11 protein-coding genes are annotated in these 15,861 nt (G+C 72.4%); 5 read left to right on the top strand and 6 right to left on the bottom strand.

Annotated elements, in window-relative coordinates; all coding sequences use genetic code 11:
• Positions 1-405 precede the first annotated feature (405 nt).
• From VF202_04430 to VF202_04410, 5 genes are all read right to left on the bottom strand, one after another.
• Entirely contained in the window at positions 406-1,086 is a 681-nt protein-coding gene (locus VF202_04430) for a hypothetical protein (protein HEX7039340.1), read from the bottom strand.
• Positions 1,087-1,173: 87 nt separating this feature from the next.
• Entirely contained in the window at positions 1,174-1,464 is a 291-nt protein-coding gene (locus VF202_04425) for a hypothetical protein (protein HEX7039339.1), read from the bottom strand.
• Complete coding sequence (locus VF202_04420) at positions 1,461-1,802, bottom strand: hypothetical protein (protein HEX7039338.1); 342 nt, start codon at positions 1,800-1,802, stop codon at positions 1,461-1,463. Before VF202_04420 ends, VF202_04425 begins: the two co-directional genes overlap by 4 nt.
• Positions 1,803-1,832: 30 nt before the next feature.
• Complete coding sequence (locus tag VF202_04415; GenBank protein ID HEX7039337.1) at positions 1,833-3,455, bottom strand: DUF3631 domain-containing protein; 1,623 nt, start codon at positions 3,453-3,455, stop codon at positions 1,833-1,835.
• The gene (locus VF202_04410; protein HEX7039336.1) at positions 3,452-3,730 is read right to left on the bottom strand and encodes a hypothetical protein; all 279 of its coding nucleotides are present in this window, start codon (positions 3,728-3,730) and stop codon (positions 3,452-3,454) included. Before VF202_04410 ends, VF202_04415 begins: the two co-directional genes overlap by 4 nt.
• A 1,889-nt stretch (positions 3,731-5,619) precedes the next feature.
• On the opposite strand from VF202_04410, the gene VF202_04405 reads away from it, so the two are divergent.
• From VF202_04405 to VF202_04390, 4 genes are all read left to right on the top strand, one after another.
• Positions 5,620-6,318: a DUF4328 domain-containing protein gene (locus VF202_04405; protein ID HEX7039335.1), complete on the top strand. Its 699-nt coding sequence runs from the start codon at positions 5,620-5,622 to the stop codon at positions 6,316-6,318.
• Positions 6,319-6,525: 207 nt separating this feature from the next.
• Positions 6,526-7,347, top strand: a complete 822-nt coding sequence (locus tag VF202_04400) for an ankyrin repeat domain-containing protein (GenBank protein HEX7039334.1) — start codon at positions 6,526-6,528, stop codon at positions 7,345-7,347.
• Between the two features lie 187 nt (positions 7,348-7,534).
• Complete coding sequence (locus VF202_04395; GenBank protein HEX7039333.1) at positions 7,535-8,113, top strand: Hsp20/alpha crystallin family protein; 579 nt, start codon at positions 7,535-7,537, stop codon at positions 8,111-8,113.
• Between the two features lie 106 nt (positions 8,114-8,219).
• Positions 8,220-10,754 (top strand): GAF domain-containing protein, encoded by a 2,535-nt coding sequence (locus tag VF202_04390; protein HEX7039332.1) that lies wholly within the window; start codon positions 8,220-8,222, stop codon positions 10,752-10,754.
• 58 nt (positions 10,755-10,812) lie between these two features.
• Here the strand turns inward: VF202_04390 and VF202_04385 are convergent, their stop codons facing one another.
• Positions 10,813-11,904 carry a YbfB/YjiJ family MFS transporter gene (locus VF202_04385; GenBank protein HEX7039331.1) on the bottom strand — a complete coding sequence of 364 codons (1,092 nt, stop codon included), beginning with the start codon at positions 11,902-11,904 and terminating at the stop codon, positions 10,813-10,815.
• 65 nt (positions 11,905-11,969) lie between these two features.
• Here VF202_04385 and VF202_04380 point away from each other — a divergent pair, with 65 nt between their 5' ends.
• Positions 11,970-15,812 carry a tetratricopeptide repeat protein gene (locus VF202_04380; protein HEX7039330.1) on the top strand — a complete coding sequence of 1,281 codons (3,843 nt, stop codon included), beginning with the start codon at positions 11,970-11,972 and terminating at the stop codon, positions 15,810-15,812.
• The last annotated feature ends 49 nt before the right edge of the window (positions 15,813-15,861 follow it).

Genomic DNA, 15,861 nt, shown 5'->3' with positions numbered 1-15,861 from the left:
GCCCCACCCGACGTAGCCGCTTGGCATGAACTTCCACCCGGGCGGCCATGCCGCATCGCTCATGCCGCCCTCCGCTCGCCTGAGGCTCGGTCAAGCGCACGCGCGAGAGCGTCGTCCAGAGCGGCAATCGCACCGCCGTTGCGTCTCCGTTGCTCCGTCCTCTGGGCTTCCGCGGCGGCCGTGCCGTTGGGAACGACGTACCGCCACGCCCGCGGGTTCGGCGGGCTCTCGCGCAGCTCCCGCATGGAGAGCGACCGGCCAGGATGCGCGTTGCAGGTGAAACCCTGCGGGGTTCGGCCGTCGCCTTCCCACACCTCGAGGGCGCGGCCCTCCGCCCGGGCGATGCCGCGGACCCTAGCGATGCGAGCTCCGACGGTGGTCGGGGAGTACCAATCCTGCCGCACGCTAGAGGCCCCTGTCGGCAAGCGCGAAGTGGCGGGCGTGACTGGCGATCTGCGCGGCCTGCTTCAGGTGCTTGAGGGCCTTAGCCGTTCGCGCCTGGGCCGCCTGGTCGGGCGGTAAGACGCGCTCGAGGAGCTCGACCCTGTACTGGTCCCAAAGCATGCCGGTCGCTGCGCTGCCGCCTCGGCTCTGCAGGTACAGCTTCGGCCAGTTCGTGAACATGAGCAGGTGCGTGACGGCGGGATCGGTGTTCGACTCGACCATCTGCCGCATGACGTCCGCGGCGCGGTCGCCGGCTGAGTCGAGCAGCATGCGAGCGTCACTGCGGGCGTTCGCTAGGCGGGCTTCCGAGATGGCCGGGTCGGGGTCGAGAGCGGGCGGCGTGATCTGCGCTCGCGCCTCGACTTCCGCGACGCGGCGCTCGACGGCGGCGGCCCTAGCCTCGAGGCTCTGCCTGAGCTGGTCGCGGAGGGGCGCTAGACGCTCTTCCTTGCCTACGTCGCTCAGGCGCTTGTCCGACTTGATCTCGGAGATGCTGGAGTCGAACGACTCGAGGTCGTGGAAGAGCTGGTCGGCTTCCTTGCGTATGGCCTCGGCGGTTCGTTGCTCTTCCGGTGCGTCGGCCGTGAACGCCTCTAGGGCTTGGCCCACGCCAGCTAGGAGGAGCTTGTCGCTAGTCGTCATGCGAGCATCGTCCGCCGCGGGAGTACGGCCGCGCCACGCGAAAGCGCGGCTACCACAGCAACTGCAGTAACCGCGCTTCCGTAGGGCTCAGTTCTCGTCGGCGTCCATACCGAGCTCCAGCTCGACGACTCCTCGCCAGTTGAGGCGCTCGGGCGGTATGCCTTCCGCGACGGCGAACGTGATCGCGTCGTTCGGGTCAACCCAGCGATGGCCGGCGAAGCCGCGCTGTTGGCTTGGAAGGATGCCGCTGTCGAGCCAGTAGCGGATGACGCTCGGCTTCTCGTCCAGTAGGAGGCTCAGGTGCCGAAGACGGAGGCGGCGGGGAATCTGCTCCGCGACGTCGGCGGGTAGGGGGTGGGCGGTTCCTTGCTCGCTCACGCGGCCACCTCGGACCCTAGGACGGCGACCGCGGGCGCGGCGGCGCATAGGACGGCCGCACCGGACTCGGACGTTGTAAGGACCACGGGAGAGGTCACGCCGGGCGGCAGGAGGTCGGTGGTGATCTTCACGGCCGCCTCGATCGCTCGGGAGTGCACGGCCGGCCAGAGGCGGCGCGGGACGGCCAGGCGGCAGACGAGCGGACCCGTATGGCCGGCTTTGCGCTGTCGGTGCCTCTCGGCGTACTCGGCGCGTTTCTCGAGCTTGCGGCGGGTCTTGAGGTCGTCTTCCTCGGCTTGGAGGAAGAGTTCGAGGAGGGGGTCGTGACCGTCAAGCATCACGACCCCTCACAGGCTGCTTCGGCGTGGTCATGCTGGCACCTCGAGAGCGGCTCCGGCCGCCTGCGAGTAAGCAGAGACTGATGCTGTGAGCTTCCCGGCTGACGTCAGGTCCTCAAGCGCCAGGGTCGTCGCGACCGCAATCGCGTGAGGTTCGGTGCTTGCCGCTTCGGACCATGCGGCTGGCACTTTCACCCGCTCGGCTGCGAGGGTTTGAAGGTTGGCTAGAGCGAGCTCGTGAGCGGTGGCGGGGTCAAGGTCCGTCAGGTCGAGGGCGACAAGGCGAGCGCGTCCGGTCAGTTGTGGCGCCGTTTCTCGCTCCGCTCCCCGCAAGTCAGGAACCTGTGGAACCTCCGGAATCAAGCCGGTGGGGGCGGCCGATTCCAGGTTCTGGTCGCTCTCGCGCTCCGGAACCTGGGGAACCCTGTTCAAACTGGCGAGTTCCGAAGGTTCCGGCGCATGGCTCGATGTGGAACCCGCATGTGGAACCCCGCTGTTGCGTTGCCCGTGGGCACTTATGGCCTTGACCGCCACGGGTTCCGCAGGTTCCGCTTGTGCGGGAGAGGGTGGGAGAGGCGCGTACCTCTCCCATGCGTCCCACAGGTCTTCCCGCCGGTAGCCTTGAAGGCTTCTTCCGCCTACCTTCACCTTCGTAGACGTCACGCCGTATGGGCGGAGCATCCTGGCGAGAGTGCGCGGCTGAATGGTCTTGCCGTAGAGATCGCCCCACGGTGCTTCCTCGAGGGCTACGAGGCCGTTGATCACGTCCGTTGTGGTCATAGCGGTTGTCTCGCCGAAGACTGTCCGCAGGTCGACGAGGAGGCGCACGCCAAGACTGACGTCCCGCTCCGCGGCGACCTTGAGCATCTCAACGCATGCGTCTCTGGCCGACTGAGGCCAGTGCCCTCCCGCGGCGTCGGCTATAGCGATCAGCGGCTCCCAGATCTCGGCTGGCCGGTCGACCACCCCCTCGGGTAGCTCCGGCCATGCCATGCCGACCTCGTCGGCAACGATGGCAGCCCAGGCCGCGAGGTCGGAGGCGATGGGCGCAGCCTGTGGTTCGTTCAGGCGGGAGCGGAAGGGCTCTACCTTCTCACTAGGCAAGCGCTTCCGCATTCGGACGATGTGGGAGCGCGTCATGATCGTGTCGGGAAGCTCGCCCAGCCCGGCGAGGGCGGCTGGCGCGTACACGTCGAAGTTCTGAATCTCATGCTTAGGGCCCACGCACCTTGGGATCGTCGCTCCGCGTCGATAGCCGACGTTCAGGAGTGCGCGGAGGTCTTCGTTGGCGTCCGAGTCCTTGCTGCGCTTCGTGAACACAGCGTCGACCTCATCGAAGAGAAGCGTGCGAGGCTCAGCCGCGAGACTTCGGAAGATGGCGGCCGCCGACGCGCCGAAGACGAACATTGCCTTCGCCACTAGGAGAGCCAGAACCTCCAGAACCCTGCTCTTACCGCTACCGGGCTCGGGGCTGAGAAGTGCGAGGCGCGGAGCGGAGTGAACGCGGGTAGCCATGTGAGTCATGGCTACCCAGAGGGTCACGCTGATCAGCGCAGCTTGGCTCGGGAACGCGACGAAACGGGCGATGAAGTCGCGCACGGCGTCGAGCACCGCAGCTCCGTCGAGCTCGAGGTGGTCCTGTTCGCCGGTCATCGCCGCGCCTCGAGTCGGCGCGGGCGCGCTGCCCCGGCGCGTAGCCCGCGCGTGATGACCGTGAGGGCTTCGCGGTCGGTGAATGGGTGACTGCGACCAGGGTGCGAGGCCGCTTGCATCGCGGCGTCAAGGAGAGCGAACTTGGCGAGGCCCTCGTCCAGCGCTCCCGCGCCGACAAGCTGCCCGATGCTGAAGGAAGCGGCTGTAAGGGCGCTGTTCAAGCCCGTCACGGTGCCGGCGACCTTCTCGCATTCGCCCTTGAGCGCGGCCTTCACGTAAGCGGATGTGTCGCCTGGCGAGAGGGGGAGGGGTCTAGGCTGCTTCGGTGGTTGCGCGGCCTCCTCAAGAGCCGGCCAAGCCGCATAGACCTCTTTCAGTGTGTAGGGGCGGTGCTGCGAGGCGTGAATCAGCTTAACGCGGCGCGGCCCGCGCTTCAGGTGCAAGTAGCCGGGGAGCCGCAGCACTCGGTTGAGACCCCGCGCCCCCGGGTCGCCCCCAAGCGTGGAACAGAGAGCCTCAAGGAGCCGGTTGTGGGTTCCGGCGTCCTGAGGCAGCCCGCCTACTCGCCAGATCACCTGCCGGTGGTCAGGCCCAGACGTTTCGACCACAGCGTGAGGCTCTAACGCGAATCCCGCAGGCGTCTCTACGCCGTCGAAGTCTTGCCACAAGTGGAAAACGCGAGCGACATTCTCGATCGTGCGCCGCGGCTGGCTGAAGTCCGAGAGGGCGTAGAAGACTCCATGCCCATGTTCGTTGAGGAGGGAGAGCGCTCTTCCTGCCGTCAGCCGAGAGCTCTGGAACTGTTGAGGGTATCCCCTGGCGCCCGGAGCTTCGGGAAAGGTCTGGTAGAGGTCTGCCGGTCGGTTTGGACGGACGGCTTGGAGGAGTTCTAAGGCTTCCGGCTCGAGGCAGCCGCGGGGCCCGCCTCTTGATCCTGCGTCAAGTCGGCGGCCAGCAGCCCCGTCTGGGGCGCGGCTGCTGGCGTTAGTGGGGTCAGAGAGGGGACGCGTCACGCGGTGCCCCCTGGAGGTGCGTGTACCACTCGCTCCGGGTGATTGCCTGGTCGCAGACTTCGCACCAGGTACCTCGGACAACGTTGGACTCGTCCCTGATTTCGTGATGCAGGTCGGCGTCGAGGCAGGGCCAAGGGCAGACTTTCGGCTTCGCTACACTGTCCGTGTCTGTCCGCGCCCGCCGCCCATCGGCGGGCTTATTCATGCCGCTTCTGGCTCCGCGTAGTCGCCGCCAGCTTCTAGCCAGCGCTCGAGCTTCTCAAGATCGAACAAGATTCGCTGACCGACGCGGACTACGCCTGGAAGGCGCTTATCCCTTGCCCGGTCATAGATGGTGCTTCTCGGCAGCCCGAGTAGCTTGGAGACGTCCGAAACGCTTGCAAACCGCCGCTGGCTGTGTAGAGTCATGGGTGACTCTCCTTTCGAGTCGGACCGGCCGCGGCTCTCTCTTGGCGGGGATGTGCCGTCGTCGGTCCTTTGATTGTTGAAGCTGCTTCTGCACGATGCGGATAGCACCGTCCGTCGCGCTCCGTTAAGTAAGGTAGCACCCCGTACGGGGCAAGAATGGCCTGGCTTGGGTCGAGGTCACTGCCACTAATCAAGTTCTCATGCGCAATGCTGCCTGTAGCGCCCCAAGGCGTTCTGTGGCGTCCCAACGCGTCCTGTGGCGTATTTCGGTCTCGGGCCACATTAAGGAATGATGAAGAGCACGGAGGGTCACTGCTCGTGATTAGTGGGTCAGTCGTTGTGTCGTGCTGCCCGTAAGGGGCTCCAAGACAGGCTAGAAGGCGTACTTGCGGACCGCCTGAAATGCGGTCCAGCCATAACGAAGTCGACTTAGCGCACTCGGCCAGATGGCCGGTCGCTGCCTGGGGGTCAAGGGGCCGTGGGTTCAAATCCGGCCACCCCGACCAGAGGAAGCCCGTCTGCGACGGGCTTCTCTTCTTGCCTACCGACGCCTCGCTCTGCCCCGGGCGGCTCGCCTACGGCTCCGCCGCCTGGTCGGGAGAGGCGACGGTGGCGGGCCCCGACCCGCTGCCGTGGACGACCCGCCGCGTGTGGGAAACCCGTAAGACCTCCCCCGGTATCATCCGCTAGCTCGTGAAGACCAGGCGTCCCATCCGGGACGCGCGCCTCGGGGGGTAGTGGAGATGTCCGCCACCGTACGCACTCGCCCGCGCGGCTTCGGCCTCGTCGCGAACCTAGCCATCCTGCTGCTGATCCTCTTCACCTTCATCACCGTGGTGAACGTGGTCGCCGGCTTCGGCGAGCTGTCCCTGCTGCTGCGCGTCAGGGCCGGTGCGCCGGTCTCGTCCGCCGAGGCCAGCGGCGTCGACGGCACGCGCTCCGCCCTCGCCGGCATCCAGACGCTCGCGTTCCTCCTCTGCGTGCCGGCGGTGGCCGCCTGGGCCTACCTGGCCAAGGTCGGCGCGAGGGCGATCGGCGCGACCGACATGGCGTTCTCGCCGTTCGCGGCCGTGGCCTGGTTCTTCGTGCCCGTCGCCTACCTGTGGCTGCCGTTCCGGGCGATGTCGGAGACCTGGCGCGCCAGCCAGGACCCCGCCGACTGGCGCGCCCAGCCCGTGCCGACCCTCCTGAAGGCCTGGTGGGCGTGCTGGCTGGGCTACCTGGCCACCGGTCGCGCCGTCGGGCTGCTCCTCCGGGACCCGGTCAGGGTCGACGACTACGTCTGGGGCAACCTGCTCGCCCAGGCCAACGACGTCCTCGCCGCCGCGGCGGCGGTGCTGCTCGTGCTCGTGATCACCGGCCTCACGAACCGCCAGGACGCCTGGCACGACGCGCTGCAGGGCAGCGACGTCGCGCCGGTACGCACGGCGGCCGCCGCCTGAGCGAGGCACGCGGCGGGCGCGAGCGGAAGGGGCGAGCCCCGGGGTGCGCGAGCGCGAAACTTCACACGATGTGGTCCGAGAACGTCCCGTCCGGGCCGGACCTTACGTCGGCGACGGGAAGAACGCCCCGTTCCCACCGGCACGTTCTTCGTGAAGATGTGATGAGACCATACTGAGCGCCGACGCCCACGAGGTTAGCCTGCCGCCGTGCGCAAGGCCCTCGCGACCCTCATCCTCGCGCTGCTCGCCTCCGCCGGGGCGATGTCGGGCGAGGAGTTCCTGCGCCTGGTCAAGACCGGCGACGTGACCGCGGTCCACGACGCCCTCCAGAGCGACCAGCGCCTCGTCTGGTACGCCGACGAGTACGGGCAGACCGCCCTCATGTACGCGATCGAGCACGCGCCGCACCTGGTGCCCACCCTCCTCCTGGCGGGCGCCGACCCGAACCACGTGACCGCGGCCAACTGGACGCCTCTCGCCTACGCGATCCGCGCCGACCGCCCCGACCTCGTCTCCGCCCTGCTGTGGGCCGGCGCCGACCCCTGGCGCTACCGCCCCGCCACCGAGGTCATCTGGCGGCAGATGGCCGAGCACCCTGACGACGAGGTCACTGGCCTGCTGCAGCACCATCTCGTCAGGCCCCGCGAGCCCCAGCCCGGGGCCCTGGGCTGGACCTACGTGAGCGACGTCGCGGAGCGGCGCTGCCGCGCCGAGACCCACGTCGTGCAGGACGTCGACCTGCTCACGCCCCTGCACCCGGACATGGTCTTCACCTACGTGACCGGCGAGCTGCCGCCCGGCGTCGCCCAGGCCGAGGGCGTGCGGCGCGTGGCCGGCTCGCTCGGCGCCAGCGAGGTCGCCGTCGTCGAGACCCCCGAGGCGGTCGCCGCCACCTGGCCGACCGGCCAGGCGATCTACACGGCGGCGGCGTTCCGCGGCAGCACCGTCTACTGCCTCTACGTGCACCAGGCGCCCCGGGTCCTGCACGCGGTCCTCGACGAGCCGCTGGAGCGCGCGCAGACGGAGTGAGGCCGGCCGCAGCGCCCGGCTCGCCGGCGCCGGGGCCCCGGACGAGCGAGGCGCGCGAAGGACCCGGCCGGCCGCGCGCCGTTCGGCGGCGGCGCGCACCCTCGACCCTCCTCCGGGTTCGTCCCGGCAGACACAGGCTCCTCTAAGAGCCCGGCGCTATACCGGTGTCGACGGAGGGAGGCGCCGGATGGCAAGAGGCGACGTTAGCGACAGGGGCAAGGCTGGCAGCGGTTCCAGCGAGGGGCGCTCCGCCAGGGGCGGCTCGAGGGGCGAGCTGGCGCGTCGGCACGCTCCGATGCCGGGCATGCGGGGCGCCTACGCCAGGGACCCCTTCACGCTCATGCGCTCGATGGTCGAGGACATGAACAGGATGATGGGCGACCTCTGGCCCGGGCCGGGGCTCCTGGCGGGCCGCCGCGGCTGGGCGGGCCTCGCCGGGACGTGGCTGCCGGAGGTCGAGGTGCGGCGCACGGCCGACGGCCTGCAGGTCACCGCGGACCTCCCGGGCCTGCGGCGGGAGGACATCGACATCGAGCTGCTCGACGGCGCGCTGCGCATCTCCGGGGAACGCGGCATGGAGCACGAGGAGGAGCAGGAGGGCGTGCTCCGCAGCGAGCGGCGCTACGGGCGCTTCGAGCGCGTGATCCCGCTCCCCGAGGGCGTCGACGAGGAGGCGGTGACGGCCCGCTTCGCCGACGGCGTGCTGGAGGTGACGGTCCCGCTGCCCAAGGAGGCGATGAAGGCCCGCAAGATCGAGGTGCGCTGAGAGGCGGCCCGGGAGGGCGCCGGCTAGGTAGACCCATCCGGTATACCGCCGGGCGACTGACGCACAGCGCACCGCTGTGGCCGCCCGCCGTCCCGTACCCTGTGGCGTGGAGACCCGAGGGCTGGGGGCCGTCGCTCCCGTGCCGTGGCGACGGGCGTGGGAGTGGGAGGTCGACCTGGGCCGCGTGAAGGCTCCCGGCGACCTCGCGCACCGCGACGTCTTCGGCCCCGCGGAGGACCACGGGGCCTGGTCCCGCGAGCCCGCCCGCGACCACGTACTGGAGGACGACCGCGCCGCCTTCGACGCCGCCGTGGACGCCGCCCTGTCCGGCGAGCCGCTGGTCCTCGACGTGCGCGTGCTGTGGCACGACCGCGCGACCCGCTGGCTCTCGGTCCGCGGACGCTTGGCCCGCGACGGCGCCGGCCGGCCGGCCCGCGGGTGGGGCGTCACCGTCGACGTCACCGAGGAGCAGCGCGACCGCCAGCTCCTCGCGGTGCAGGCCGAGATGCTCGAGCTCGCCTCCCGCGAGCGCCCCTTGGACGACTGCCTGGCCGTGCTGTGCGCCGCCGTGACCAGGCTGAGCCCCGGTACCACGGCCAGCGTGCGCCTGGAGGGCGCGGGCGAGGCCGAGCACGGGCCGCGCCGGAACTGCCACGGCGAGCCGATCGTCGCGTCGGACGGCTCGCTTCTCGGGGAGGTCCACTTCTGCTTCCCCGAGGAGCGCGAGGCGGCCCCCTGGGAGAGGCGGCTCGTCGCGACGGCCGCCAGGCTGGCGGCGGTGGTCGTCGAGAGGGACGCGGCCCGGCGGATGGCCGAGCAGGAGCGGCCCGGCCACGAGTTCCTGCTCGAGCTCAGCGACGCCTTCCGCGTGCTCGAGGACGAGGAGGAGGTCGGCCGGCTCGCCACGCGCCTCCTGTGCGAGCGGCTCGGCGCCGGCATGGCGTTCGTCGGCGAGTTCGACGAGGCCAGCGACGCGTACACCCTCGGTCCCGGCCACGCCGTGCAGGGCGCGATGGTCCCCGCGGGTACCTTCAGGCCCTCGGCGTTCGCCGAGCTAATGAACCCCCTAGAGGACGGCCCCCACGTCGTCGACGACGTCGCCGCGCGCGAGGCGCTGCCCGAGGCCCGCCGACGCGGGCTGCTCGCCGTCGGCATCGCCTCGTTCATCACGGTCCCTCTCCATCGGGGACCCCGCAACCCCATCTGGTGCCTGAGCGTGGCCGCGCCGCAGCCACGCCGGTGGCAGGACGGCGAGGTCATGCTGGTGACCGAGGTCGCCGAGCGCACCTGGTCCGCGATGCAGCGCGCGCGTGCGACGGCGGCGCTGCGGGAGTCGCGGCAGGAGCTGATGGGCGAGCTGGCCGACGCCAGGCGCCTGCAGGAGGCGTCGCTGCGGCTGATCGAGGAGGACGACATCCAGTCGCTCTACGGCCAGCTCCTCGACGCCGCCGTCTCCGTCATGGGGGCGCGCTTCGGCAGCATCCAGATGCTCGACTCCGAGCGTCAGCAGCTCAAGCTCCTCGCCTCGCGCGGCTTCACGCCCGAGGCCCGCGTGCACTTCAGCGTCGTCGCCGCCAACGCCGGCACCTCCTGCGCCGCCGCGTTGGCCTCGGGGAGGCGCGTGGTGGTCCCCGACATGGAGACCTCGTCGCTCATGGCTGGCACCCGCGACCTCGAGGTCTCGCTCGCCTGCGGCATGCGGAGCGGGCAGTCGACCCCGCTGCTCTCGCGCGACGGCTACGTCGTCGGCATGATCTCGACGTACTGGGACAGGCCGCACGAGCCGTCCGAGCGCAAGCTCCGGCTGCTCGACGTGCTGGCGCGTCAGGCGGCCGACCTCATCGAGCGCCGCGCCGCGCAGGAGGAGCTCGCCAGGGTGAACCTGAGCCTCGAGAGGGCGAACCGCAAGCTCGAGCGGATGAACCAGGAGCTGGAGCGGCAGGTGAGCCAGCGCACCGAGGAGCTGAGGCGCAGCCAGCTTCGCTTCCAGCAGGCGTTCGAGGTCAGCCCGGTCGCCGCCTTCATCACGGCCGAGGGCGAGGGCCGGGTCCTCGACGTGAACAGGGCCTTCACGCGCCTCACCGGCTACGGGCCGGAGCTCGCCGTCGGCAAGACGACGCGGGAGCTCGGCCTCTGGGCCTCGCGTCCCGACCGCGAGCTCATGGAGGCCACCGTGGCCGCCGGCGCCCGCTTCGAGGGCGTCGAGGTCAGGCTGCGCTGCCAGGACGGCGCGCTGCGCGACGTGCTGGCCTCCGGCGACAGGGTCAGGCTCGACGACGGCTACGGCTGGCTCCAGCTCTTCCTCGACGTGTCGGAGCAGAAGCGCTCCCAGGAGGAGCTGATGCGGGCGATCAAGGAGGTCATGACCGACACGACCTGGTTCAGCCGGCGCCTCGTCGAGCGCCTGGCGCTGGTCCAGGGGCGGCCGGAGGACCACACCAGCGTCGAGCTCCTCAGCGAGCGCGAGCGTCAGGTGCTCGCCCGCATCTCGCAGGGCATGACGAACGACGAGATCGCCGCCGAGCTCGCGATCACGCCGCGTACGGTCCGCAACCACCTCGCGAACATCTACGCGAAGATCGACGTCCACTCGCGCGCGGAGGCCGTGGTATGGGCGCGCGAGCGCGGCATCACGACCTGAGCGCGGGCGCGCCGCGAGGCCCGCGCCGCCCGGCGGACCGGCGCCGGTCGGCGCGCCATCACGACCTAACGGGCGCCCGCAGCGGCACGAACGACAGCAGCAGCGACGCCGCCAGCAGCGCCGTGGCCGACCACAGCGCCGCGCCGACGCCGCCGAGGGCGTCGCCGACGACACCGCTCAGCGCCGGTCCGAGGGCCTGTCCCGTGGCGAAGGCGGCCGTCGAGAGGCCCATGGCCCGCGCCCACTCCCCCGCCGGCAGGCGCTCGCGGAACAGCGTCGTCAGGGCCGTGATCACCCCGAGGAAGCTCACGCCGAAGAGCAGCGCCGACGCGTACGGCGCGGCCGCCAGCAGCGGCGCGAGGCTGCTGACGGCGAGGACCAGCAGCACGAGGCGCAGCCCCGGCGCGCCGCCCAGCCTGTCGATCACCGGCCCCCAGGCGACGCCGGTCAGGGCCGCCCCGACGCCGAGGACGACCCAGAACTGCGCCAACGGCGCCCGCAGGCCGCTGGTGACGAACGTCATGTAGCCGATGTAGCCGGCGCCGTAGAGCGCGTAGGCGGCGAGCGCCGGCGCGAGACCGCCCAGGCCTCCGCCCTCCTCGGGCCGGCGCGGCGGCGGCTCCCGCAGGCGCGGCGCCGCCGGCAGCGCGACCAGCGCCATGGCCAGCGCCGCCAGGCCGAGCAGGCCCCAGGAGGTCCGCCAGCCGTCACCGAAGGGGAGCGCCAGCGTCGAGAGCACCAGGCCGGCGCCCATGCCGCCGAAGTAGAGGCCCATGGCCGTGGCGCGCGCCCCGCTGGACAGCAGCAGCGCCGCGCCGCCCACGAACACGAGGGCGCCGAGCACGCCCTGGGCCAGCCTCAGGGCCAGGAGGAGCCAGTAGGGCGGTCCGAGCCACAGCGCCAGGACGGTCGCGGCCTGCAGGAACAGGCTGGCGTAGACGCCGCGCCGGTAGCCGACACGGCCGAGCACGGCGTGACTGGCCACGGCGCCCAGCAGGTAGCCGCCGGTGTTGGCGCTGCCCACCAGCCCCGCCTGGGCCAGCGTGAGGCCGAGGTCGGCCTGCATGAGGGGCAGGACGAGGCCGTAGCCGAAGCGGCCGATGCCGATCGCGGAGCCGGGAGCGAAGCCGAGGAGGACGCCTAGCAGCACCAGCAGATGTTCGCACGAGGGCGCGGCGGGAGCGAAGCCCCGCGGATGTACTATGCCCGGGAGTCGTGAACACAGGGGCTGCCAGCCGCGCTTCGGTGGCCGAGGCCCTCGGCGCGTACGTGCCCGAGGACCGCCGGGGACCGGGGTCCGACCCGGGACCGCGGGGGCGCGGACGGGGCGCCGTGCTGTTCGCCGACGTCTCCGGCTTCACGGCCCTCACCGCCCGGCTCGTCGCCGCCCTCGGCCGGCGGCGCGGCGCCGAGGAGGTCGCACGCCACCTCAACCGCCTCTACGACGCGCTCGTCGCGGAGGTGACGCGCGGCGGCGGCAGCGTGATCGGCTTCAGCGGCGACGCGGTCCTGGCCTACTTCCCCGGCGACGACGGCCGCTCGGCGGCCCGCGCCGCGGGCTGCATGCAGACCGCGATGGAGCCGTTCGCGGACGTCGTCGTCGAGGGGCTGGCGGGCGAGCGCGTCAGCCTCAGCCTGCGGGTCGCCGTCACGGCGGGGCCCGTGAGCCGCTACGTGGTCGGCGACCCGGCGGTGCAGCTCATCGACGTCGTGGCGGGCGAGACCGTGAACAGGCTCGAGCGCCTCAGCGCCGCGGCGGGGCAGGGCGAGGTCGTGGTCGGCCCCAACGTCATGAGGTCCCTGGACCCGCGCGTGCGGGCCGAGCGGCGGGACACCGGCGACGGCCACGGCGGCTTCCGCCTCGCCCTGCCCCTGCCGGTCGGCGAGCGCGCCGAAGAGCCGGCGGGCGCTCCCGCGGCGCCCCTCGACGAGGCGCGCCTCGCCCCCTGGGTGCTGCCCACCGTCAGGCGGCGCCTCGCGGAGGGCCAGGGCGAGTTCCTCACCGAGCTGAGGCCGGTCGCGGCGCTGTTCATGCGCTTCGCCGGCATCGACTTCGACGGCGACCCCGAGGCCGGCGACAAGCTCGACGAGCTCGTGCGGTGGGTGCAGGCGGAGGTCGGGCGCCTCGGCGGGGCGGTAGTGCAGCTCACCACCGGCGACAAGGGCACCTACCTCTACGCGGCCTTCGGCGCCCCCGTCTCGTTCGGCGACGACGCCCACCGCTGCGCCGCCGCCGGTCTGCGGCTCCGTCGCGCGGCCGGGCGCTTCCCCTACCTCGCGGCCGTCAGCGTCGGCCTCGGCTACGGCACGGCCCGCACCGGCGCCTACGGCGGGCGGTCGCGCCGCACCTACGGCGCCCTGGGACCGGAGACGAACATGGCGGCCCGCATGATGACGCTGGCCCCGTCGGGCGCGGCCTACGCCAGCCCGGCCTTCGCGCGCGCCTGCTCCGACGCCTTCCAGCTCCGCCAGGTGGCGACCGTGCCCGTGAAGGGCGCTGCCGAGCCCGTGCCGGTCTGGGAGCTCATCGCCGCCGAGGGGCGCACGACCGTGATCGTGCCGTCGACGGCGGGTCGCCAGCCCGTCGTCGGCCGCGGGGCCGAGCTGGCCGTGCTCGTCGAGGCCGTGATGAGCGCCCGCTTCGGCCGCGGCCAGGCCGTGCAGCTCACCGCCGAGGCGGGCATGGGCAAGTCGCACCTCGTGGCGGCCGCCCTCCAGGCCGCCGGCGCCCGCGACCTCGAGGTGCTCTCCGGCGCCTCGCAGCCCTTCGCCGGCGAGGCACCTTACCGCGTCTGGTCGACGGTGTTCGCGGACCTCCTGGGCCTGGACCGCGACGCCCCGGCCGCCGCGCGGGCGGCGGCCGTCGCCGGCGCCGTGGCCAGGGTCGACCCGGAGCTGGCGCCGCGCGCGCCGCTGCTCGCGCCCGTGCTCGACCTCGTGATCGAGGAGAACGACCTCGTCGCGTCCCTCGGGCCCGAGCTGCGCCCGGCGTCGCGGCTCGAGCTCCTCGTGTCGCTGCTGAACGCCCACGCGCGGCGCCTGGCCGGCCTCGGGCGCACGCTCGTCGTCGTGCTCGAGGACCTGCACGCCGCCGACGCGCTGTCCGGCGAGCTGCTCGAGGCGTGGGCCCGGCACCTGCCCGACGTGCCGGCCGCCCTCGTCACGGCGGCGCGCCCCACGTCGGGCGCGTCGCGCTCGCGCGCGTCGGTGCTGCCCGGCGCCGCCCAGGTGCTGCTCGGCCCCTTGAGCGCGGGCGAGGCCGAGGAGCTGGCGCGGGCCCGGCTGGAGTCGCGGGGCGCGGGCTGGGTCGGCGACGCCCTGCTCGCCCGCCTGCTCGAGCGCGCCGAGGGGAACCCGCTCTTCGTCTGCGCCCTCGTGGACGAGCTCGTCGAGAACGCCGGCGACATCGGCCGGTCGGGGGACGCGGCGCTGCCCCAGACGCTGCACGCCCTCGCCCTGGCGCGCCTCGACCGCCTCGGCGAGCAGGAGCAGGCGAGCCTCAAGGTCGCCAGCGTGATAGGCCGCGAGTTCCCGGTGCCGTGGCTGCAGGCGTGCCGCCCCGAGCGGCCGGCCCCGTCCGTGGCGGCCGACGTCGCCGCCGCGTCGCGCGCCGGCGTGGCCGTGCCGGTCAGCGAGGAGCCCCCCGCCTACCGCTTCGACCACGCGATCACGCACGAGGCCGCCTACGAGAGCCTGCCCCACAGCCTCAAGCTCGAGCTGCACGGGCGCGTGGCGCGTCACGTCGAGGAGCGCGTGGCCAGCCCCGCCGACCCGCACCTCGACGAGCTCGCCTTCCACTACGACAGGTCGGACGCGATCGCGAAGCGCCGCGAGTACCTGTGGAAGGCCGGGATGGCGGCGAAGGCGAACTACGCCACCGAGGCCGCCACCGGGTACCTCGAGCGCCTGCTGACGGTCGTGAGCGGGCCGGAGGCGCTGCCGGCGCTGCTGGCGATGGGCGAGGTGGAGGCGTTCGCCGGGGACCACGCCGGCGCCGACGCGCGGCTGCGTCAGGCGCTGGCGGTCGCCGTGGCCGCCGGGGACGAGCTGGCCGAGACGACGGCGCGGCGCCTACTCGGCGAGCTCTACGAGCGCCAGGGGGACCACACCGGCGCGAGGAGCTGGCTCGAGGAGGCCGTGCGCGCCGCGCGCCGGCTCGGCGCCCGCGAGGAGCTGGTCAAGGCGCTGCTGGCGCTGGGAGGCAACGTGCTGTGGCACCTCGGCGCTTACGCCGAGGCCACGGCGATGCTCAGGGAGGCGCTGTCGGTGGCGGCCGAGCTCGGCGACGACCCGGCGCGCGCCAGGGCGCTGCACGGCCTGGCGAGCGTCGCGCTCTACCGCGGCCAGAAGGAGGAGGCCGAGCGCCTCTTCACCTCCAGCCTCGAGGTCAGGCGCGCGGCGAACGACGAGCTCGGGCTGGCGAACGCCCTCAACAACCTCGCGATCATCGCGGCCGACGACGGGCGCGACGCCGAGGCCGAGGAGCTGCTCCGCGACAGCCTGGCGATAAGGCGGCGCCTGGGGGACGTGGCCGGCACGGCCGTGGCCCTGAACAACCTCGGCTTCATGGCCGCGCAGCGCGGCGACCTGCAGGAGGCCGAGAGCCTCTACGAGCAGAGCCTGGCCTCGCGCACGAGCCTCGGCGACAGGCTGGGGATGGCGGTAAGCCTCAACAACCTCGGCGACCTCGCCAGGCGGCGCGGCGACCCCGCGGCCGCGCGCTCCCTCTACCAGCGCAGCCTCGACCACGCCCACGCCATCGACAACCGGCGCGAGGCGGCGACGGCGCTCGTCGGCCTCGCGGCCGTGAGCCCCGACCCCGCCGAGGCGCTCAGGCTGTGCGCCTGCGCCGAGGCCCTGCTGGCCTCGATAGGCGCCGCGCCCGACCAGGACGTGAGGCGCACGCTCGACGAGGTGAAGGCGTCGGCCGTGGCCGCCGCCGGTGACGAGGCGTGGGCGGCGGCGGAGAGGGAGGCCGGGTCGCTGGCCTTCGCCGGCATCGTCGCGCTGGCCCTGGGACAGCGGGCCATAACAGGCGACGCGGGCCTGGCGCTGTGAGCGCTGCGGCGGGGAACGCGCCGCGCGAAACTATCATCGCAGCCTGCCC

This window comes from Trueperaceae bacterium (assembly GCA_036381035.1).
GTDB lineage: Bacteria > Deinococcota > Deinococci > Deinococcales > Trueperaceae > DASRWD01.
Note: the sequence above shows the minus strand (reverse complement) of the source record. Positions and strands in the feature narration are given on the sequence as shown.

What these genes read in the sequence shown, in the direction of transcription:
- VF202_04430 (HEX7039340.1), bottom strand. Translation starts at nt 1,086, where the DNA reads ATGACGACTAGCGACAAGCTCCTCCTAGCTGGCGTGGGCCAAGCCCTA.
- VF202_04420 (HEX7039338.1), bottom strand. Translation starts at nt 1,802, where the DNA reads ATGCTTGACGGTCACGACCCCCTCCTCGAACTCTTCCTCCAAGCCGAG.
- VF202_04415 (HEX7039337.1), bottom strand. Translation starts at nt 3,455, where the DNA reads ATGACCGGCGAACAGGACCACCTCGAGCTCGACGGAGCTGCGGTGCTC.
- VF202_04405 (HEX7039335.1), top strand. Translation starts at nt 5,620, where the DNA reads ATGTCCGCCACCGTACGCACTCGCCCGCGCGGCTTCGGCCTCGTCGCG.
- VF202_04395 (HEX7039333.1), top strand. Translation starts at nt 7,535, where the DNA reads ATGGCAAGAGGCGACGTTAGCGACAGGGGCAAGGCTGGCAGCGGTTCC.